At 67.7% G+C, this 17092-nt stretch carries 13 protein-coding genes and 5 tRNA genes; 4 read left to right on the forward strand and 14 right to left on the reverse strand.

What is annotated here, in order from left to right:
- Nucleotides 1–4: 4 nt before the first annotated feature.
- The 13 genes from HD592_RS06675 to HD592_RS06735 all read right to left on the reverse strand — a co-directional run bounded on the left by HD592_RS06675 (nt 5) and on the right by HD592_RS06735 (nt 9204).
- Nucleotides 5–547, reverse strand: coding sequence for an NUDIX hydrolase (locus HD592_RS06675; RefSeq protein WP_184452746.1), 543 nt, complete (start codon nt 545–547; stop codon nt 5–7).
- Entirely contained in the window at nt 544–1623 is a 1080-nt protein-coding gene (locus HD592_RS06680; protein ID WP_184452748.1) for a PrsW family intramembrane metalloprotease, read from the reverse strand. Before HD592_RS06680 ends, HD592_RS06675 begins: the two co-directional genes overlap by 4 nt.
- A gap of 95 nt (nt 1624–1718) precedes the next feature.
- Nucleotides 1719–2381 (reverse strand): phosphatidylinositol phosphate synthase, encoded by a 663-nt coding sequence (gene pgsA / locus HD592_RS06685; RefSeq protein WP_184452750.1) that lies wholly within the window; start codon nt 2379–2381, stop codon nt 1719–1721.
- Nucleotides 2381–2941 (reverse strand): HIT family protein, encoded by a 561-nt coding sequence (locus HD592_RS06690; RefSeq protein WP_184452752.1) that lies wholly within the window; start codon nt 2939–2941, stop codon nt 2381–2383. Before HD592_RS06690 ends, pgsA begins: the two co-directional genes overlap by 1 nt.
- 1 nt (nt 2942) lies before the next feature.
- Nucleotides 2943–4934 carry a threonine--tRNA ligase gene (thrS, locus tag HD592_RS06695; protein WP_184452754.1) on the reverse strand — a complete coding sequence of 664 codons (1992 nt, stop codon included), beginning with the start codon at nt 4932–4934 and terminating at the stop codon, nt 2943–2945.
- 99 nt (nt 4935–5033) lie between these two features.
- Nucleotides 5034–6068: a lipid II:glycine glycyltransferase FemX gene (locus HD592_RS06700; RefSeq protein ID WP_184452755.1), complete on the reverse strand. Its 1035-nt coding sequence runs from the start codon at nt 6066–6068 to the stop codon at nt 5034–5036.
- A gap of 12 nt (nt 6069–6080) precedes the next feature.
- Nucleotides 6081–7325 (reverse strand): carboxylate--amine ligase, encoded by a 1245-nt coding sequence (locus HD592_RS06705; protein ID WP_184452757.1) that lies wholly within the window; start codon nt 7323–7325, stop codon nt 6081–6083.
- A 226-nt stretch (nt 7326–7551) separates the two neighbouring features.
- Nucleotides 7552–7626 (reverse strand) — tRNA-Val (locus tag HD592_RS06710).
- Nucleotide 7627: 1 nt separating this feature from the next.
- Nucleotides 7628–7698, reverse strand: a tRNA-Cys gene (locus HD592_RS06715).
- A gap of 41 nt (nt 7699–7739) precedes the next feature.
- A tRNA-Gly gene (locus HD592_RS06720) sits at nt 7740–7812 on the reverse strand.
- 62 nt (nt 7813–7874) lie between these two features.
- Nucleotides 7875–7946, reverse strand: a tRNA-Val gene (locus tag HD592_RS06725).
- A 1-nt stretch (nt 7947) separates the two neighbouring features.
- Nucleotides 7948–8020, reverse strand: a tRNA-Gly gene (locus tag HD592_RS06730).
- A gap of 140 nt (nt 8021–8160) precedes the next feature.
- A complete protein-coding gene (locus HD592_RS06735) occupies nt 8161–9204 on the reverse strand; it encodes a lipid II:glycine glycyltransferase FemX (protein ID WP_184452759.1) in 1044 nt (347 codons plus the stop codon).
- Between the two features lie 161 nt (nt 9205–9365).
- On the opposite strand from HD592_RS06735, the gene HD592_RS06740 reads away from it, so the two are divergent.
- Nucleotides 9366–9917 (forward strand): DUF3000 domain-containing protein, encoded by a 552-nt coding sequence (locus HD592_RS06740; protein WP_184452761.1) that lies wholly within the window; start codon nt 9366–9368, stop codon nt 9915–9917.
- A 3-nt stretch (nt 9918–9920) separates the two neighbouring features.
- Nucleotides 9921–11165, forward strand: a complete 1245-nt coding sequence (locus HD592_RS06745) for an HRDC domain-containing protein (protein ID WP_184452763.1) — start codon at nt 9921–9923, stop codon at nt 11163–11165.
- A 109-nt stretch (nt 11166–11274) separates the two neighbouring features.
- Here the strand turns inward: HD592_RS06745 and dxs are convergent, their stop codons facing one another.
- Nucleotides 11275–13170 carry a 1-deoxy-D-xylulose-5-phosphate synthase gene (gene dxs / locus HD592_RS06750; RefSeq protein ID WP_184452765.1) on the reverse strand — a complete coding sequence of 632 codons (1896 nt, stop codon included), beginning with the start codon at nt 13168–13170 and terminating at the stop codon, nt 11275–11277.
- A gap of 126 nt (nt 13171–13296) precedes the next feature.
- Between dxs and HD592_RS06755 the strand changes: the two genes are divergently transcribed.
- Both HD592_RS06755 and HD592_RS06760 read left to right on the forward strand, forming a co-directional pair.
- Nucleotides 13297–15297, forward strand: coding sequence for an alpha/beta hydrolase family protein (locus HD592_RS06755; RefSeq protein ID WP_184452767.1), 2001 nt, complete (start codon nt 13297–13299; stop codon nt 15295–15297).
- Nucleotides 15294–17090, forward strand: coding sequence for a chloride channel protein (locus HD592_RS06760; protein WP_184452769.1), 1797 nt, complete (start codon nt 15294–15296; stop codon nt 17088–17090). Before HD592_RS06755 ends, HD592_RS06760 begins: the two co-directional genes overlap by 4 nt.
- The last annotated feature ends 2 nt before the right edge of the window (nt 17091–17092 follow it).

Genomic DNA, 17092 nt, shown 5'->3' on the forward strand with positions numbered 1-17092 from the left:
GGCTCTAATACTCCCGCTCGATGATGCGCGTCACGCCCCCGTCCCAGCCGGCGATCCACCGGCGGGCAAGGGCGACCAGCCTGCGCGGGTAGACCTCCAGATCCGGGTCCTTCATCGCCTCTTCGAGTTCATCGAGGTCCCACCATCTCTGCTCGTCGATGACGTCCTTCTCGAGCTCGGTCCAGCCCCTGGAGCTGAGGTCGACCGAAGTCGTCCGGGCGAGGAAGAACCACTCGTCCTGCCGGGCGGTGACGGCGAGGAAATCGAATTCGGCGCTGCGGTAGGCGACGGGCCCCTCGAGGCAGTCCGGGGCGACACGGATGCCCGTTTCCTCCTCCAGCTCCCTCACTGCCGCCTGGCGAGGGCCCTCCCCCGGCATGATCCCGCCTCCGATCGTGAACCACCACGAACGGCCCGGTTGATCCGCGTCGTGCCCGCGGGCCAGGAGCAATCTGCCGGCCCCGTCGAAGAGGAGGACGCGCGCGGCTTCGCGGTGCGGGTAGCCCTCCGCGTCGAGCGGCCATTCGTCGCCGAGGGGGCTCGTCATCGCCTTCCTCCGCGCGCGACGAGGTCGAGGAACTCCGCCCGGTTCGAGGCCGCGGATGCGAGGAGCTCCCGATCCTTCGCGATTCGCGCCGTCTGGGGGCCGCGTCGATTCATGATCGCGGCGTCGAGTCCGAGGGCGGCCAGTGCGACGAGGAACTCGTCCAAGGCGCGGGTCGCGCGCAGACCCCCGGCCTTCGCCCAAGCCCGTGCCGCCTTCTTCGCCGCAGCGTCTGTGACCAGATCGATCTCGCCGGGGAGGATCCATCCCGTGCGGGCGTAGGGTTCCAAACCGATGCGGATGGACCGGGCATCGAGTCGGGACAGGCGCAGGAGGAACGCGAGCCACGCGATGAAGAGGGGCACCTCGATCATGAGGTAGGCGAGGAACCACTCGGAGGTCGCCAGCCCGGCGAGGAAGTTCCACAGCGCGTGCAGGAGGACCGCTCCGAGCCAGCCGGATGCGCTCAGGGCGAGGCAGCCGAGGGCCGTCCCCGCGTGGAGCAGCGCCCAGGCGAGCGCCATTCCCGTGATCGAGGTCGCCATCGGATGCACGAAGGGGCTGAAGGCCCCTCGGAGGATGAAGGTGACCGTCAGAGAGGTCATGGACTCCTGAGAGGCAGCGATGAAGTACTGCATGTTCTCGATGAAGGCGAAGCCCGCGCCCGCGAATCCGGCGTAGACGGCGCCGTCAAGCACCGAGTGGATCGTCTCCCTCCTCACGAGGACGATGAGCAGCACGCCGAGGCCCTTCGCGCTCTCCTCGACGATCGGCGCCACCGCGACGGTGGTGAGCCGCATCGCCGTGCCCGCATCGGCGAGGGCCGCTTCGGCCGAGAGGAGGAAGACGGTGTTGACCACCGAGGAGAAGACGATGGCGAGGCCGGCTCCCCATATGAACGCCGTAGCCTTCGTCCAGAAGGGCTCCGGCTCCCATCGGTCGATCCGCACCAGGACGGCGATGACGATCATGAGGGGAACGAGGGCGTAGACGGCGACGTGGAGGGTCGTGGAGTAGCCCGCTAGTCCGAGGTAGCCGAGGATCGACAATCCGATCGCGAATGCGCCGATGATGCTCACGACGATCTCGAAGGCGCCAGTCCGCCTGCGAGGGGCGTGAGGGATGCTCCAGCTCGGCGTCGGGGCGCCCGGCGCCGGCATCGAGTGACCGAAACTCAGGATCTCTCCCGTTCCGCGCCGGGATCGGCGCTTTCTCGCTCCCGCCGGGATGCTTCGGCGGCGGTGAAGACGATTCTCTGCACGACGGTGATGAAGGAGCCTAGGGCGACCCACCCGAGTCCGGCGGTGAGCCACCACTCGCCCCACCCCCAGTCGGCGAGCAGCCCTCCGAGGAGGGCCGCGATGAGACGATCGGTCCGCTCCGCGATCCCGAGCTTCGCCTCGATGCCGATGGATTCGGCGCGCGCCCTGGCGTAGGGCACTGTGCCCGCTCCGATGATCGCGGCCAGTCCGGCGACGATCGCCCACGTCCGGGCCGCGCCCTCGGGGAAGGAGAAGATCGCCCACGCGGTGAGGGAGGCGAAGACGGCGCCGTCGGACAGGCGGTCGAGGGTCGAATCGAGGAAGGCCCCGAAGCGGGATCCGCCCGTGGTCATGCGCGCGAGGGTGCCGTCGACCGAGTCCCCGAAGAGCACGATGCCGAGGAGGAGGGCGCCCTCCCACACGTGCCCGAAGGGCAGGGTCGAGACCGCCACCGCCACCGAGGCGAGGGTGCCGGCGATCGTCACCTGATTCGGGGTGACCCCCGCGCGCGCCAGGACTCGGGCAAGCGGCGTGAAGACCGCCTTCGTCACCGAGCGTCCGTGGTTGCCGAGCACTAGTCCTCCTCCTGCCAAGCGGCGGCCAGCATCCGCCGGGCGTCATCGAGCAGCTGAGGGACCGCCTTCACGCGCGCGATGATCGGGAGGAAGTTCGCATCCCCGAGCCATCTCGGCACGACGTGCTGGTGGAGGTGGGCAGCGATGCCCGCACCGGCGATCTCGCCCTGATTCATCCCGATGTTGAATCCCCCCGGCCCGCTCGCCCTCCGGATGACCCTCATCGCCTTCGCCGTGAGCTCGCCGAATTCGACGCGCTCCTCGCGCTCCAGTTCCGTGTAGTCGCAGATGTGGCGGTAGGGGCAGACGAGGAGGTGCCCGGAGTTGTAGGGGTAGAGGTTCATGAGGACGAAGCAGCTGAGGCCCCGGTGGACGATGAGGCCCTCCTCGTCCGTCTTCCCGGGCGCCGCGCAGAAGGGGCAGGCCGCATCCGTCGCGTCGGCGGGCTTGCCCTCCCCTTGGATGTACGCCATCCGGTAGGGCGTCCAGAAGCGGCCGAAGGCGTCGGGAACCCCCGCCAGCGAGCGGGAATCCTCGACCGGCAGGGGTTCCTCGGTCATCTCAGGCCTCGGTCTCGAAGAGGTCGGAGTTCGAGCGGTTCCGCACGTGGCGGACGATGCGGGCGACGGCCTCGTCGACCGGCACTCCGTTGTCCTGGGAGCCGTCGCGGAAGCGGAAGGAGACGGCGCCCGCCTCGACGTCCTCGCCGCCGGCGATGAGGGTGAAGGGGACCTTCTCCTTCGATGCGTTGCGGATCTTCTTGCCGAAGCGGTCGTCGGAGTGATCGACCTCGACGCGCAGGCCCTCGGCCCGCAGCTTCGCCGCGACCTCGTCGACGTAGGAGTCGAAGGCCTCGGCCACGGGCACGAGTTTGACCTGGACGGGGGCGAGCCAGGCGGGGAATGCGCCCGCGTAGTGCTCGGTGAGCACCCCGATGAAGCGTTCGATGGACCCGAACTTCGCCGAGTGGATCATCACCGGCTCCTGGTGGGAGCCGTCGGGGGCCGTGTAGGACAGTCCGAAGCGCGCGGGCTGGTTGAAGTCGTACTGGATCGTCGACATCTGCCAGGTACGGCCGATGGCGTCCTTGGCCTGGATCGAGATCTTCGGCCCGTAGAAGGCCGCGCCGCCCGGATCGAGCACGCATTCGAGTCCGGACTCCTCGGCGCATCGGCGCAGGATCGAGGTCGCCTGCTCCCACTGCTCGTCCGAACCGATGAACTTGTCCTTCTTCTTGCCGTCCTCATCGCGCGTGGACAGCTCGAGGTAGAAGTCCTCCAGGCCGAAGTCCTTCAGGAGCGTGAGGATGAATCCGAGGAGGTGGGTGATCTCATCGGCCGCCTGCTCGGGCATCACGTAGCTGTGGGAGTCATCCTGAGTGATGGACCGGACCCGGGTGAGCCCTTGAAGAACACCGGACTTCTCATTGCGGTAGACCGTGCCGAACTCGAAGAGGCGCAGCGGCAGCTCGCGGTACGAGCGCCCGCGCGAACGGAAGATGAGGTTGTGCATCGGGCAGTTCATGGCCTTGAGGTAGTACTGCTGCCCGTCGTCGTCCATCGGGGGGAACATGCCGTCCGCGTAGTAGGGCAGGTGCCCCGAGGTGTGGAAGAGGTCCTCCTTCGAGATGTGGGGGGTCCCCACGTACTGGAAGCCGTTGGCGATGTGCGCCTGGCGGACGTAGTCCTCCATCACCCGCTTGAGCACGCCGCCCTTGGGGTGGAAGACGGGAAGGCCCGCGCCGAGCTCCTCCGGGAAGGAGAAGAGGTCGAGTTCGGCGCCGAGACGACGGTGGTCGCGGCGCTCCGCCTCCTTGATCCGCTCCTGGTAGGCGGCGAGGTCCTCCTTCGACTTCCACGCGGTGCCGTAGATGCGCTGGAGCTGGTCGTTGGCCTGATCGCCCTTCCAGTAGGCGGCCGAGGACTTCGTGAGGGCGAAGCCGTTGCCGATGAGGCGGGTCGAGGGCAGGTGCGGGCCGCGGCACAGATCCGACCACGCGACCGAGCCGTCCCGCCGGACGTTGTCGTACATGGTGAGCTCGCCGGCGCCGACCTCGACGCTCGCGCTCTCATCGCCCTTGCCCTTCGTCGTGACGAGCTCGAGCTTGTAGGGCTGCTCGGCGAGTTCGACGCGCGCCTCCTCCTCGGAGATGACGCGGCGGCGGAAGGCCTGGCCCTCCTTGACGATGCGCTTCATCCTCTTCTCGAGTTCGCGCAGCAGCTCGGGGGTGACGGCGTCGATGTTGCCGAAGTCGTAGTAGAAGCCGTCGGTGATGAAGGGGCCGATCCCGAGGTTCACCTCGGGGAAGAGGTCCTGAACGGCCTGGGCGAGCACGTGGGTCGTCGAGTGGCGCAGGATGTCGAGTCCCGCCGGGGAGTCCAGGGTGATCGCCTCGACCGAGGTCCCGGCGACGAGGGCGGAGTCGAGATCCTTCGGCGCGCCGTCGACCGACAGGGCGACGACCTCGTTCCTCCCCTCGTACCACGTAGTGCCGGTGGTGCCTGCCGGGACGGTCTGAGATTCTCCGTCGATGACGAGCTCAATCACGGGCACGATGGTCCTCCTCGAAGGGGTCGGATTCTATTGCCCCATGAGTCTACTCGCCTCGGGCCTGCGCCGCGGATTCGGGTCGAGGCTCTCGACACTTCATTCTCAGTCGAGGGTTTTCGGTGCGACGAGGCGCCGCTTCGCGGCGAGGAGGGTACGGACGAGAGCGTAGCGCGCGTTCGACAGCGGCATGTCCCATGCCCCAGCGACGTCAGTGTAGTGCGAGGCGAAGGAGCGTTTGTACTTTCCGACGCTGAAGAGCTCGGGAACGCGCGGAGAATGGACACCTCGCAGGTCGAGGCCCTCGAAGCCCTCGGCAGCGAGTCGGATCGCGACTTCGAGGTCGAGGAGCTGGGTCGCGCCGAGGGCTCGTCCTCGCTCGCTCGAGGCGCCGTACTCGACCTGGGCGTGCTTCCCGTTCGTGAGAACGAGATCCCAGGAGAGAATCGCCCCGCTCGCGTCGCGCGAGGCGAAGAGCCGGGCATGATCAGGGCCGAGAGCCTCAAGGAGGTCGAGATAGACCTCCTTGGGGTGCTGGCGGAATCCGTCGCGTTTCGCTGTCTCATCGAGGACGGCATAGAACTCCTCGAAGCCTTCCGGGCTGATGCCGGTCTCTTCGCTGATCCGTGAACCGATCTTTTCCGCCTTTGCACGCGATCGTCGAATCCTCCGCCTCCCGTCGGACGTCATTGTCTCGAGGATCGTATCTTCGGTCCCGCCCGAGCAATCGATGACGATGGTCCGGTCGAAAGTGAGGGTCTGGAGGAGATCGTGAAGGTCCCCGGCCCGATACCACGCGTGAAGTCGGACGAAGAGGATTCCCCGATCACGGGAGCGCAGCCAGCGGGCGAGGTCTACGCGAAGGGCCGCTTCCCGCTCGGGTGTCGGTTCTTTGATCCATACGGGGCCGTTCTTGGCCCACAGGTAGCGCCAATGGCGGATCCGATGCTCGTAGAGCGCGAGGACGGCCGCGCATTTGTCACCTTCGAACCATCCGATCCGAGCCGTCGGGATGCTGCCCCTCCTGCGGGCGAAAAGCTCCCAGTGCTCGGACTGCTCGATCGGCAGCCCCCCCACGCCGGATGCAGCGCACCTCATCTCATCAGCGCTCAGTTCGACGATTCGGGTAACGGCGGTCATGAGACGGTCCTCTCAGAACGACCGGTCGGTCGCTTCGGGGTAGTAGCGGGCGAATTTGCGGAAATGGTTGAGCTTCTGGAGGCGCACAGTGATGTTGCGGCGGAGATTCTTCTCCTTCGGATTAAGGAGCGGGTCGAATCGACGGCCCATGGAGATGAGGCGCTTGACTCGTGCGACGAGATAGGTATCGCGGATGTAACGGAGAAGAAGGCGATCAGGGACCATCGAATAGAGTACTTCCTCCGTGGCGGTCCGCCGAGGCGGGCACTTGCCGTCGAGGAGGTCGGCGACCATGACGGGCATCGGATTCGCGCCGGCGGCGCTCATGTACCAGTTGTTCCGCCCGATCCTGGGGTTGACCTCGAAGAAGACGGCGCGCCCGTCGCGCGGATCGATCTTCACGTCGAAGTTCGCGAAGCCCCGATAACCCGAGTGCGTGAGGAGGCACTGGGCTGCTTCCCACAGTTCAGGGAAAGGCTCCGTGATCATCGCGACCGGGTTGCCGATCATCGTCGGTGCATGATCCTCGAGGAGGACTCGGGCCGAGCCGATGAGGGAGACCTCGCCTCGAGAGTCGACGTAGGCGGTAATCGAGCGCATTTGCGTGTTGTCACCGGGGATGAGCTCCTGAACGAGGAAGACATCGCGGAAGCCCGCTTTTCCGAGGTGAGCCCACAGCACATCGAGCTCACCCTGGGACTCGATGAACCAAATCTTCTTCTTACCTGGCATGTTGATGAGGTCATAGGCCTCGCCGCGCGCCGCCTTCGCAACGACGGGGAAGGCGAAGTCGATACGCGGAGCGCACCAGTCGGCCGAGTAGTCGGAAAAGTCAACCTCGATCATCGTCGGCGTGTGGATTCCCTCTGCGGCGCAAGCCCTTGAGAAGGCGGCTTTGTCCGTGAGGTGTTCGATGACCTCGAGCGACGGAAAGGGAAGCGCAAAGCAGGCACCAAGAGCAGAGGCGTTGCGCGCAATGAAGGCGGAATGAACGTCGTGGTTCGCCATGAGGACGAGCTCGCGGTCCGGATTGGCCGCAGCGATCCCGAGAAGTTCTGCGAGGAGGTTCTCATCGGACAAACGAGCCGGGATGTGGTGGACGTCGAAGAAGCCGGAGGCGGTGATCGAGACGGTCGGCTCATTAGCGACGCAGAGGCAGCGGCATCCGAAAGCCTCATTAAAGGAGCGACCGATACCGTAGACACCGAAATCGCCTCCGAGGATCACCGGGAGGAGCGTCAGACGATTTTCGCTCATGCTTGATCACCTTTACTGCTGAAGTGCGAATCTAGTCGAGTTTCCAAGGGCAAGGATAAGGGGGAAGGCCTGAAAGCTGCCCATCGTTGCCGGTGAGTGAGCGATCGCACCCGAATGAGAATGCAAATCCATTGCGAGAAGGCACGGGCGAGAAAACCAATGTCTAAAGGACTGCCCAGAAACGTCCGGATCCGATGAGACTCGGATCCAGAAGATTGGATCTGAATGGTGGGCGATACTGGGATCGAACCAGTGACCTCTTCCGTGTGAAGGAAGCGCGCTACCCCTGCGCCAATCGCCCGAGGTGGGTACGGGATTCGAACCCGTGTATACGGCTTTGCAGGCCGCTGCCTCGCCTCTCGGCCAACCCACCAGGTGCCCGTCGCACACGCGACGCGCAGCGGCGGGACTACGAGCGGATGACGGGACTCGAACCCGCGACCCTCACCTTGGCAAGGTGATGCTCTACCAACTGAGCCACATCCGCGAATGATCGCCAAGCGACCTGGGACATCCGTCCCGTCGAGTCCGATGGAATCGGAACGACCGTGGGCGATACTGGGATCGAACCAGTGACCTCTTCCGTGTCAGGGAAGCGCGCTCCCGCTGCGCCAATCGCCCGAGCGGATGACGGGACTCGAACCCGCGACCCTCACCTTGGCAAGGTGATGCTCTACCAACTGAGCCACATCCGCGTGTCGCCTTCGCCCTGAGGGGCTCGCTGCGAACAGGGAAGACATTAGCAGCCCCGAAGACGATTTGAGAAATCGAAGCGGCGTAACACGGATCACAAGCGTGTATTTCCGCTGGATTCCGCCGTTTTCCGCGTCGATGCCTATCGACGGAGGGAACGCACGAGGCGCCGCGCCCTCGACACGCTCGAACACAGCCAGGGGCGCACGACGATCTCCCGAGCGGCCGGGACCTCCCTGATCTTAGGGGAGAACTTCGTCTTGAATGTGTTGAGGCTCATGAGGCCGGGCGCGACATCGGAGCCGATGCCCATCAGGTCGACCTGCTCCACGCCCAACAGGGCGAGCTCGGTGCAGAAGAAGAGGAGGAGGCGATCGGCGACGAGGCGCCGCGAAACCGCGGACTTCGATGCGGCACAGAAGTACCAGCCGCGGGCGCCGGAGATCGTGACGATCGCCCAGCACACGAGCTCGCCCTCGATGCGCCCCGCGTACACGCGCGCGCGATCCGGGCCCAGGATGCGGATCATCCGTTCATAGGTCGCCTTCGGCCAGGGCGCGAAACCGTCCCGTTCAGCCGTTTCGCGCATCACCGCGTGGTACTCCTCGAAGTCCCCCCGCGCGCGCTCGGTCTCATCGGCGCAGACGAGCCCGGACTCGCGAATGGACTTGCGGACGTCCCGACGGCCGCGCGACTTGAAGCGCGAGAGGATCTCCTCCGCCGCCGCGTCGTGCCCGAGGCCGCGCGAGGAGATCGAGGTGTCGACCACGACCGTGCGGTCGTAGGTGATCATCGAAGCGGGGAGGATCGTCCCCTCCGCGGGGAAGCGAAGATCGAGTCGGATGTGGGTCGCCCCCGCGTCGATGATCTTCATGTCGTTGACGAGGGCGTCCACGAGCTCGCGCTCCTCTTCGGTGGAGGGATCGCCCAACCAGACCGGGCCGTGCCTCAGCCACACGAAATGCGTCCCGTGATCGTTGATGCGCGTCGCACGGAAGACGGCGCGAGGACGCCCGGCCGGATCCTCGACGACGAAGACGCCGAGGGCCTGCCGATCCTCATCGCTCTCCTCGAATTGCGCCCACTCGATGGTCTGCTCGATCGGAGGATCGATGGCGGCCCCCGCCACCAGCGCATCGAATTCCTCGTGAGAACCTCGGCGCAGGATCCATCGCGGTCGCGTCATCGTCATCTCCCCAAAAAGTGTGCACGGCGTGCGTGAGAACAGGCTCGACAGTTTGTCATGAGTATGCACCCTCGATTCGTGCCTGTCTTACTCAGCGCCCATCCTCCTCCCCGACGGCGCGCCGCAGGGACTCGGTGCTCATGCGCCCCTAGCCTGAGCACGTGGACTCACGAGCAATTCCCGAGGCGTTTCGCCTGGCGCTGCTCGGTCTGCGCGAAGCAAGCGGACGCACTGATGTCGAATTCGAGGAAGTCCCGCCTCCGCGAGGCCTGGCGCCCCTGACCGCCGCCCTCGCGATGCGCACCCTCGCCGAGGAATTCGGCGAGCCCGCCGCGACCGGCCGCTTCGTCGTTCTTCACGACCCCGGGGGCCAGCCCGGCTGGAACGGCAACTTCCGGGTCGTCGCCCAGATCCGCAGTCACATCGATCCGGAGATGGGCACCGACCCCCTGCTCGCGGAAGCCCTCTGGGGATGGGCGGACGAATGCCTCTTCCAAGCGGGGGCCGGATACCACGATCTGGCCGGCACGGTGACGCGGGAGCTGTCAGAGGCCTTCGGGGGCCTCGAGCTCAAGGGCTCGACCCTCAACGTCGAGATCCGCGCCTCCTGGACCCCGTCCCCGCCCGATCTCGCCCCGCACCTGAGCGCCTGGACCGATTTGATGACCCGGACGGCGGGCGTCGCCGCCAGTCGATTCCTCGAAGGAGTGTGAGGCGTGCGCATCGTCAACGCCGCCGGTCTTCCCGCCGGAGACACCGAGAACCCCGAGCTCATCGCCTCGCCGCGCGAAGGGATCCCCGAGGTGATCGATACGCTCCGGGGGCTGGAGGAGGCCGCGCTCGCCCTCGGGAAGGGGACGAGCCCGATCGCCCTCGATGTCGAACGCGCACAGGGATTCCGATACGGGAGCGACCCCTATCTCGTCCAGATCCGCAGGGAGGACGTCGGGACCTTTCTCATCGACACGGCCACGCTCCCCGACCTCTCGGGGCTCGCTGAGGGCGTCGCGGACATCTGGATCCTTCACGATGCGGCCCAGGATCTGCCCAATCTCCGCCAGTGCGGGCTCGCGCCCGCCACGCTCTTCGACACGGAGATCGCGGCCAGACTCCTCGGCTTCGAGCGTTTCGGCCTGTCGGCGGTGTGCGAGCAGGTGCTCGGCCTCGGCCTCGTCAAGGACCATCAGGCCTCCGATTGGTCCGTGCGGCCGCTCCCGAGGGACTGGCTGCGCTACGCGGCCCTCGACGTCGAACTGCTGAGCGAGCTCTACCGCAGGCTCGCGCTCGCCCTCGATGAGGCCGGCCGCTGGGAGTGGGCGCTCGAGGAGAACGCCCACCTCGTCTCCTCGCCGGAAGCGCCCGCGAAGGCCGAGCGCTGGCGTTCACTGCCCGGCGCGGGCAAGATCCGCTCCCGGCGCGAGCTCGCCGTCCTCAAGGGCCTGTGGGAGGTGCGCGAAGACATCGCCCGGCGGATCGACATCGCCCCGGGGCGCCTCGTGCGCAACGCCGCCCTTGTGAAGGCCGCGATGAATCCCCCTCGGAATCGACGCGCCCTGCAGGCCATCTCCGAGTTCCGCTCCCCCGTCGCGCGCCAGCACGGCGACGAGTGGATGCGGGCGATCGTCCGCGCCCTTCATCTCAACGAGGACGAGCTGCCGGCGCTGCGGCCCCCGAGGACCCCGGGCGCGATACCCGAGCCACGATCCTGGGCGCGCATCGACCCCGAGGCCGCGGCCCGTCTCGCCGCGGTCCGCTCGGCCATGCACGCGCTCTCCGAGCGGATCGGCATCGCCCCCGAAGTCATTCTGGAACCGCGGATCCAGCGCTATCTCGCCTGGGCCCCGCTCGATCCCTCCCGTCCTTCGGGCGATGAGGTGGAGGAGCGCATGTACGACAAGGGCGCCCGGGACTGGCAGATGGATCTGAGCCTCGATCCGATCGCGGACGCGCTCGAAGGCTGAGGCCCTCGCGCCCCCGGCATTCCGGGGGATCCGCCCTCGGGCGAGCCCGGCCGTCCGGAGCCCCTTCCGCAGCTTCCCCGAAGCGCCCCGGAGCCTCTTCGGGCCGGTCTCAGCGCGAAGCGGCTCCGGCGCACGCCTCGAGGATGCGGGCCTCGATGCCCGTCGCGTCGAGCCCCAGCTCGGACAGGATCTCGGAGCGTTCGCCGTGCGCGAGGAAGGCCTTGGGCACGCCCGCGCACAGGACTCGCTTGCCCCGGTCGGCCAGGAGCTCCCTCACGGCCCAGCCGAAGCCCCCGTCGACGATCCCGTCCTCCACGGTGAGGACGACCTCGGCTCCGGCGGCGAGATCCGCCAGACCCGCCTTCACCGGGAGCAGGCGGACCGGATCGACGACCCGGACCTTCACCCCGCGCGACTCGAGGGCGCGGGCGGCCTCCAGGCACTCCGGGACGAGGGAGCCGCTCGCGATGAGCAGCGCATCCGCATCGGACTCATCGGATTCGAAGACGACGTCGACTCCCCGGACGCTGCGCAGTCGGGGCACGGGTTCTGGAAGGGCGCCCTTGCGGTAGCGCAGCACGGTCGGGCGGTCCTCGATCGAGACGGCCAGCCGGAGGCATTCGCGCAGGGTGGACTCATCGCGGGGGGCGAAGAGCTCGAGGCCCGGCACGATCTGGCACATGGCGATGTCCCAGACGCCGTTGTGGGAGGCTCCGTCGGCGCCGGTGACGCCCGCGCGGTCGAGGACGAGGGTCACCCCCGCCCGATGGAGCGCCGCGTCCATGAGCAGCTGGTCGAAAGCGCGGTTGAGGAAGGTCGCGTAGAGGGCGATGACGGGGTGCGCGCCCTCGTAGGCCATGCCCGCGGCCGAGGCGAGCGCCTCCTGCTCGGCGATGCCGACATCGATGACGCGGGCGGGGAACTCCTTCTTCAGCGGGGCGAGGCCGACCGGTTCCATCATCGCGGCGGTCACGCCGACGATCTTCGGGTTCTCCCGCGCGAGAGCGGTGAGCTCCTCGGCGAACACGCTCGTCCATCCGAAGCGCTCGGGGACCACCGGCAATCCGGTCTCCGGATGGATCGGGCCGACCGCGTGGAGGCGATCCGCGGTGTTCTCCTCGGCGGGCACGTAGCCCCTGCCCTTCTGGGTGATCGCATGGACGAGGACGGGCTGGTCGAGCCCCGTGGCCAGCCTGAGGAGGTCCTCGACGGCGACGATGTCGTGGCCGTCGACCGGGCCGAGGTACTTCAAGCCCAGATCCTCGAACATCACCTGGGGGACAAACACGTCCTTGAGGCCGGTCTTGAGGCCGTGGAGCGCGTCGAAAGCCGCGCGCCCGGGCTCGCCCATCGCCAGAAGCCTCCGCTTCCCCCAGGCGAGCGCCCTCTCATAGCCCTCGGAGGTGCGAATCGCGTCGAGATGATGCGCGAGACCGCCGATCGTCGGCGCGTACGAGCGCCCGTTGTCGTTGATGACGACCATGACGCGGCGGTTCTTCGATGCGGCGATGCGATTGAGCGCCTCCCAGGCCATGCCACCGGTGAGCGCGCCGTCGCCGATGATCGCCACGGTCCACGAGTCGTCCCCCCGGCGGCGCTTCTCCCATGAGATCCCGTCCGCCCAGGCGATCGATGCCGAGGCGTGCGAGGATTCCACGACGTCGTGGACGCTCTCCGCGCGCGAGGGGTAGCCGGACAGGCCCCCGCGCGAACGCAGCCGGGAGAAGTCCTTGCGCCCCGTGAGGAGCTTGTGCACATAGGCCTGATGCCCCGTGTCGAAGATGAGCGTGTCCCGGGGGGAGTCGAAGACTCGGTGAAGCGCGATCGTCAACTCGACGACGCCGAGGTTCGGCCCGAGATGCCCGCCGGTCTTCGAGACCGATTCGATGAGGAATCCGCGGATCTCGTGGGACAGATCGACGAGTTCGGAGGGCGTGAGCTCATGAAGATCCGAGGGCGCGTCGATTCTTCCCAGGAGGGACGATGCCGGATCAGATGACTGCATGGCTCAAGAGTCTAATGGCCCTGAGCGCGGGCTGCGGCTCTCGGGCCCGCGCGCGCGGCCGACGCCTCGGACTAGGATGTGGATCACGTGTCGTCCGAGCGTTCGAATCGTCCTCCAGGAGGAAGCATGTCAGTGACCGTCGCGCCCTATGGCGAATGGACATCCCCCATCACCGGAGAATCCTTCACCGCGCGGAGCGTCACGCTGTCGCAGGTGCGCGTCGACGGCCCCGACACCTACTGGGTCGAGGGCCATCCGAAGGAGGACGGGCGCGGCACCCTGCTCAAGCGCAACGGCGCCGGAGAGACCAGTGAGGTCCTGCCCCTCATCGACGGGGTGCGCCTGGCCGATGTGAGGACTCGCGTCCACGAGTACGGCGGCCGCGCCTACGCGGTGCTCGACGGCTTCGTCGTCTTCTCCGACGGCTTCGACTCCCGGGTGTACCGATTCGACCCGAGCGATCCCAAGCGCACCGCGCAGCCGCTGACGACCCTGTCGAAGTCCCGCTTCGGCGACTTCGAGCTCGATGAGGTCCGCGGTCTCGTCTACGCGGTCCGCGAGGACCACTCGCCCGAGGGCGAGCCGGTCAACACCCTCGTCGCCATCCCCCTCGACGGCTCCGCGGCCCGCAACGATTCCGCCCTCATCACGGTCTTCTCGGGTACCGACTTCGTCGCAGCTCCGGCCCTGTCCCCCGATGGGACGAAGCTCGCATGGCTCACCTGGAACCACCCGGATATGCCGTGGAATCAATCGGCCCTCCACGTCGCCTCCCTCGATTTCGAAGGCAGGCTCACCCGCGAGGTCGTCCTCGTCGATTCCCCCGAGGTGTGCGTCTACGAGCCCCGCTGGACTCTGCGCGGCGATCTCATCCACGTCGACGATTCGACCGGCTGGGCGAATCTGTTCCGCACCGAGGGGTTCTCCTGGAAGGAGGACGAGGACGCCGAGGCGTGGGCCGAGCGTCTGCGGACGCGCGCGCTTCATCCCGGGACCCGCGCCTTCTCCCACCCGCACTGGCAGCTCGGCCTGCACTCCTTCGACAACCTCGACCACGAGAATCTCATCTGCTCGTGGGCCGAGGACCTCACCTGGCACATCGGCACCGTGCGCATCGACAACGGGCTCACCGAGGAATGGGCAACGGGCTGGTGGCCGATCGGCAATGTCGCCGCATCCGATTCCCGGGTGGTCTTCCTCGCCGACTCGCCGACCCGTACGCCCGCGATCGTGCAGGTCGAGGATGGGAAGACCTCCATCGTGAGGCCCTCGACCGAGGCCGAGATCGAGGCCGACCTCGTCTCGCCCGCCCAGATCGTCACCTGGCCCACCTCCGACGGCGAGAAGGCACACGGCTTCTACTACCCGCCGAAGAACCCCGATTTCACCGCCCCCGAGGGCGAGCTCCCCCCGCTCATCGTCAATGTCCACGGCGGACCGACCTCCTCGACCCGCCCCGGGCTCAGGATCCCCCTCCAGTACTGGACGAGTCGCGGTTTCGCGGTCCTCGACGTCAATTACCGCGGTTCGACCGGATTCGGACGTGCCTACCGCGAACGCCTCAACGGCAACTGGGGCTTGATGGACGTCCAGGACTGCGCCGATGGCGCCCGTTCCCTCATCGAACGCGGGCTCGTCGATCCGAAGCGCGTCGCGATTCGCGGCGGCAGCGCGGGGGGTTTCACGACCCTGTCGGCCCTGGTCAATTCCGATGTCTTCACCGCGGGCACCTCCTTCTACGGCATCGCGGACCTCAAGCGCCTCGAGCTAGAGACCCACAAGTTCGAAGTCGGCTACTCCTTCCGCCTGCTCGGATCGTCGGATGTCGACGATCCGGTCTGGAAGGAGCGCTCCCCCCTCTTCCACATCGACGCCATCCGCGCCCCCCTCCTCCTCCTTCAGGGGGCTCAAGACAGGGTCGTCCCCATGAATCAGGCGCAGGAGATGCACGATGCGCTCGTCGCCCGCGGTAATCCCGTTGCGATGAGGATCTACGAGGGCGAGGGCCACGGATTCACGAAGGCGACGACGATCCGGGACGCCTGGGACGCCGAGTTGTCGTTCTACTCTCAGGTGTGGGGCATCGACTCCCGGGTCGAGTCCGATCTCGTCATCACCAACCTGTGAGCGCCGCGGACTCCAGGCGCCGCATCGGCGCGAGGATCGGCGGGCACCGCTCGCTCATCGGCCTCGTCGCCGCCGCCGTCGGCGTGCTCGTCGGGCTCGCCTCGGTCCTGTTCACCCTGATGATCGAGGGGTGGACCTGGGTGTCGACGGGCTACGAGGAGTACTCGACGCGCGGCGGGGCTCCGCACGGGGTGCTCGCCATCCCCTCGTGGGCCCTTCTCCTCGCGGCACCGCTCGTCGCCGCGGCGGTCTACGGACCGCTGGTGCACCGTTTCGCCCCGTCGGCTCGGGGCCACGGCATCCCGGAAGTGATGCTCGCCGTGCGCCGCAAGGAGGGGGCGATTCCCGGCCGAGTCGCGGTCGTCAAGCTCATCGCCTCATCCCTCACGATCGGCTCGGGCGGTTCGGCCGGGCGGGAGGGGCCCATCGTGCAGGTGGGCGCCGCGCTCGGCTCGTCGATAGCCCGCTTCCTCGGCCTGGACGCGCGTCGCGTCGTCCTCCTCGCGGCCTGCGGCGCCGCCGGCGGGATCGCCGCTACCTTCCACGCGCCGCTGGCCGGCGCGGTCTTCGCGCTCGAGGTCATCCTCACGCGCTTCACGGCCGAGACCTTCGGCTACGTCGTCATCTCCTCGGTCGCGGCTTCGATCATCGCGCGCGCCCTCCAGGGCGATTCCTCCGTCGTGAGAGTCGCCGCCGACCTCGAAGCGTGGACCCTGACCGATATGTGGTGGGTGGCGCTCCTCGGGGTCCTCGCCGGACTCGTCGGCCTGGGCTTTTCCAAACTGCTCTACCTGATCGAGGACGGGCTCGACGCCGTCTGGTCCAAGATCCCCGCCCCCGAGTGGGCGCGCCCGATCGTCTTCGCACCGCTCCTGGGACTCGGGCTCATCTGCTTCCCGCAGATGTACGGTTCGGGCACCCCGATCGAAGAGGCGGCCCTCGACGGCCGCTACGCCCTCGGCTTCCTCATCCTCGCGATGCTCGGGCGCGCCCTCTACACCTCGTTCACGATCGGCATGGGCGGGTCCGGCGGCGTTTTCGCCCCGACCCTCTTCATCGGCGCCATGGCAGGGACGGCCTTCGGCACCCTCATCGATCCCCTGACGGCATCGGCGCCAGGCGTCTTCGGCGTGATCGCGATGGGCGCGGCCTTCGCCGGAGCCGCTCGCGCACCGATGACCGCCGTCCTCATCATCGTGGAGATGACCGGGACCTACAGCCTCATCCTGCCCATGATGCTCGCGGTCGTCCTGGCGACCGGGGTTTCGCGCTTCCTCACCCGCGGCACGATCTACACGGAGAAGCTCCGCAGGCGCGGCGATGTGCTCGCCGACCCCGTCGAAGCGACCCTGGTCGGCTCCAAGCCGGTCAAGCAGTGGATGGAGGGGCTTCCCGCCCTGCTCACCCCCACGACGCCGCCGGCCGGGGCGGCGGCGCTCATGCGCACGAGCGGGAGCGCCGAGCTGCCCCTCGTCGACGCCGAGGGGCGTTTCACGGGCCTCGTGTCCGCGCTCGACCTCCTGAGCGCTCATCCCTCGCAGGGCCGCGCCCTGGCGGAGCTCGTCTCCCTGAAGGTCAGCGTCAACGCCGAGGACTCGCCGCATCTCGTCCTGTCCCGCCTGCTGACATCGGGGACCTCCGGGGTCCCCGTCCTCGACGCCGAGGGGCGTCCGGTCGGCTGGGTGTCCGAGCGCAGTCTGGTCGCCCGGCTCGAGGAGGAGCAGAAACGGGCCCTGGCCGCGCGCGCAGAGTCCTCGTGGGGCTCGCGGTGGAAGCAGCGGCACGCCCGTTAGAG

The organism is Schaalia hyovaginalis, from assembly GCF_014208035.1.
In the GTDB taxonomy this organism is placed as follows: Bacteria; Actinomycetota; Actinomycetes; order Actinomycetales; family Actinomycetaceae; genus Pauljensenia; species Pauljensenia hyovaginalis.

Bases quoted from the DNA above. Each gene is read 5' to 3' on its own strand.
- HD592_RS06690 (WP_184452752.1), bottom strand. From the start codon at position 2,941: ATGACCGAGGAACCCCTGCCGGTCGAGGATTCCCGCTCGCTGGCGGGG.
- dxs (WP_184452765.1), bottom strand. From the start codon at position 13,170: ATGCAGTCATCTGATCCGGCATCGTCCCTCCTGGGAAGAATCGACGCG.
- HD592_RS06675 (WP_184452746.1), bottom strand. From the start codon at position 547: ATGACGAGCCCCCTCGGCGACGAATGGCCGCTCGACGCGGAGGGCTAC.
- HD592_RS06755 (WP_184452767.1), top strand. From the start codon at position 13,297: ATGTCAGTGACCGTCGCGCCCTATGGCGAATGGACATCCCCCATCACC.
- HD592_RS06705 (WP_184452757.1), bottom strand. From the start codon at position 7,325: ATGAGCGAAAATCGTCTGACGCTCCTCCCGGTGATCCTCGGAGGCGAT.
- HD592_RS06700 (WP_184452755.1), bottom strand. From the start codon at position 6,068: ATGACCGCCGTTACCCGAATCGTCGAACTGAGCGCTGATGAGATGAGG.
- HD592_RS06735 (WP_184452759.1), bottom strand. From the start codon at position 9,204: ATGACGCGACCGCGATGGATCCTGCGCCGAGGTTCTCACGAGGAATTC.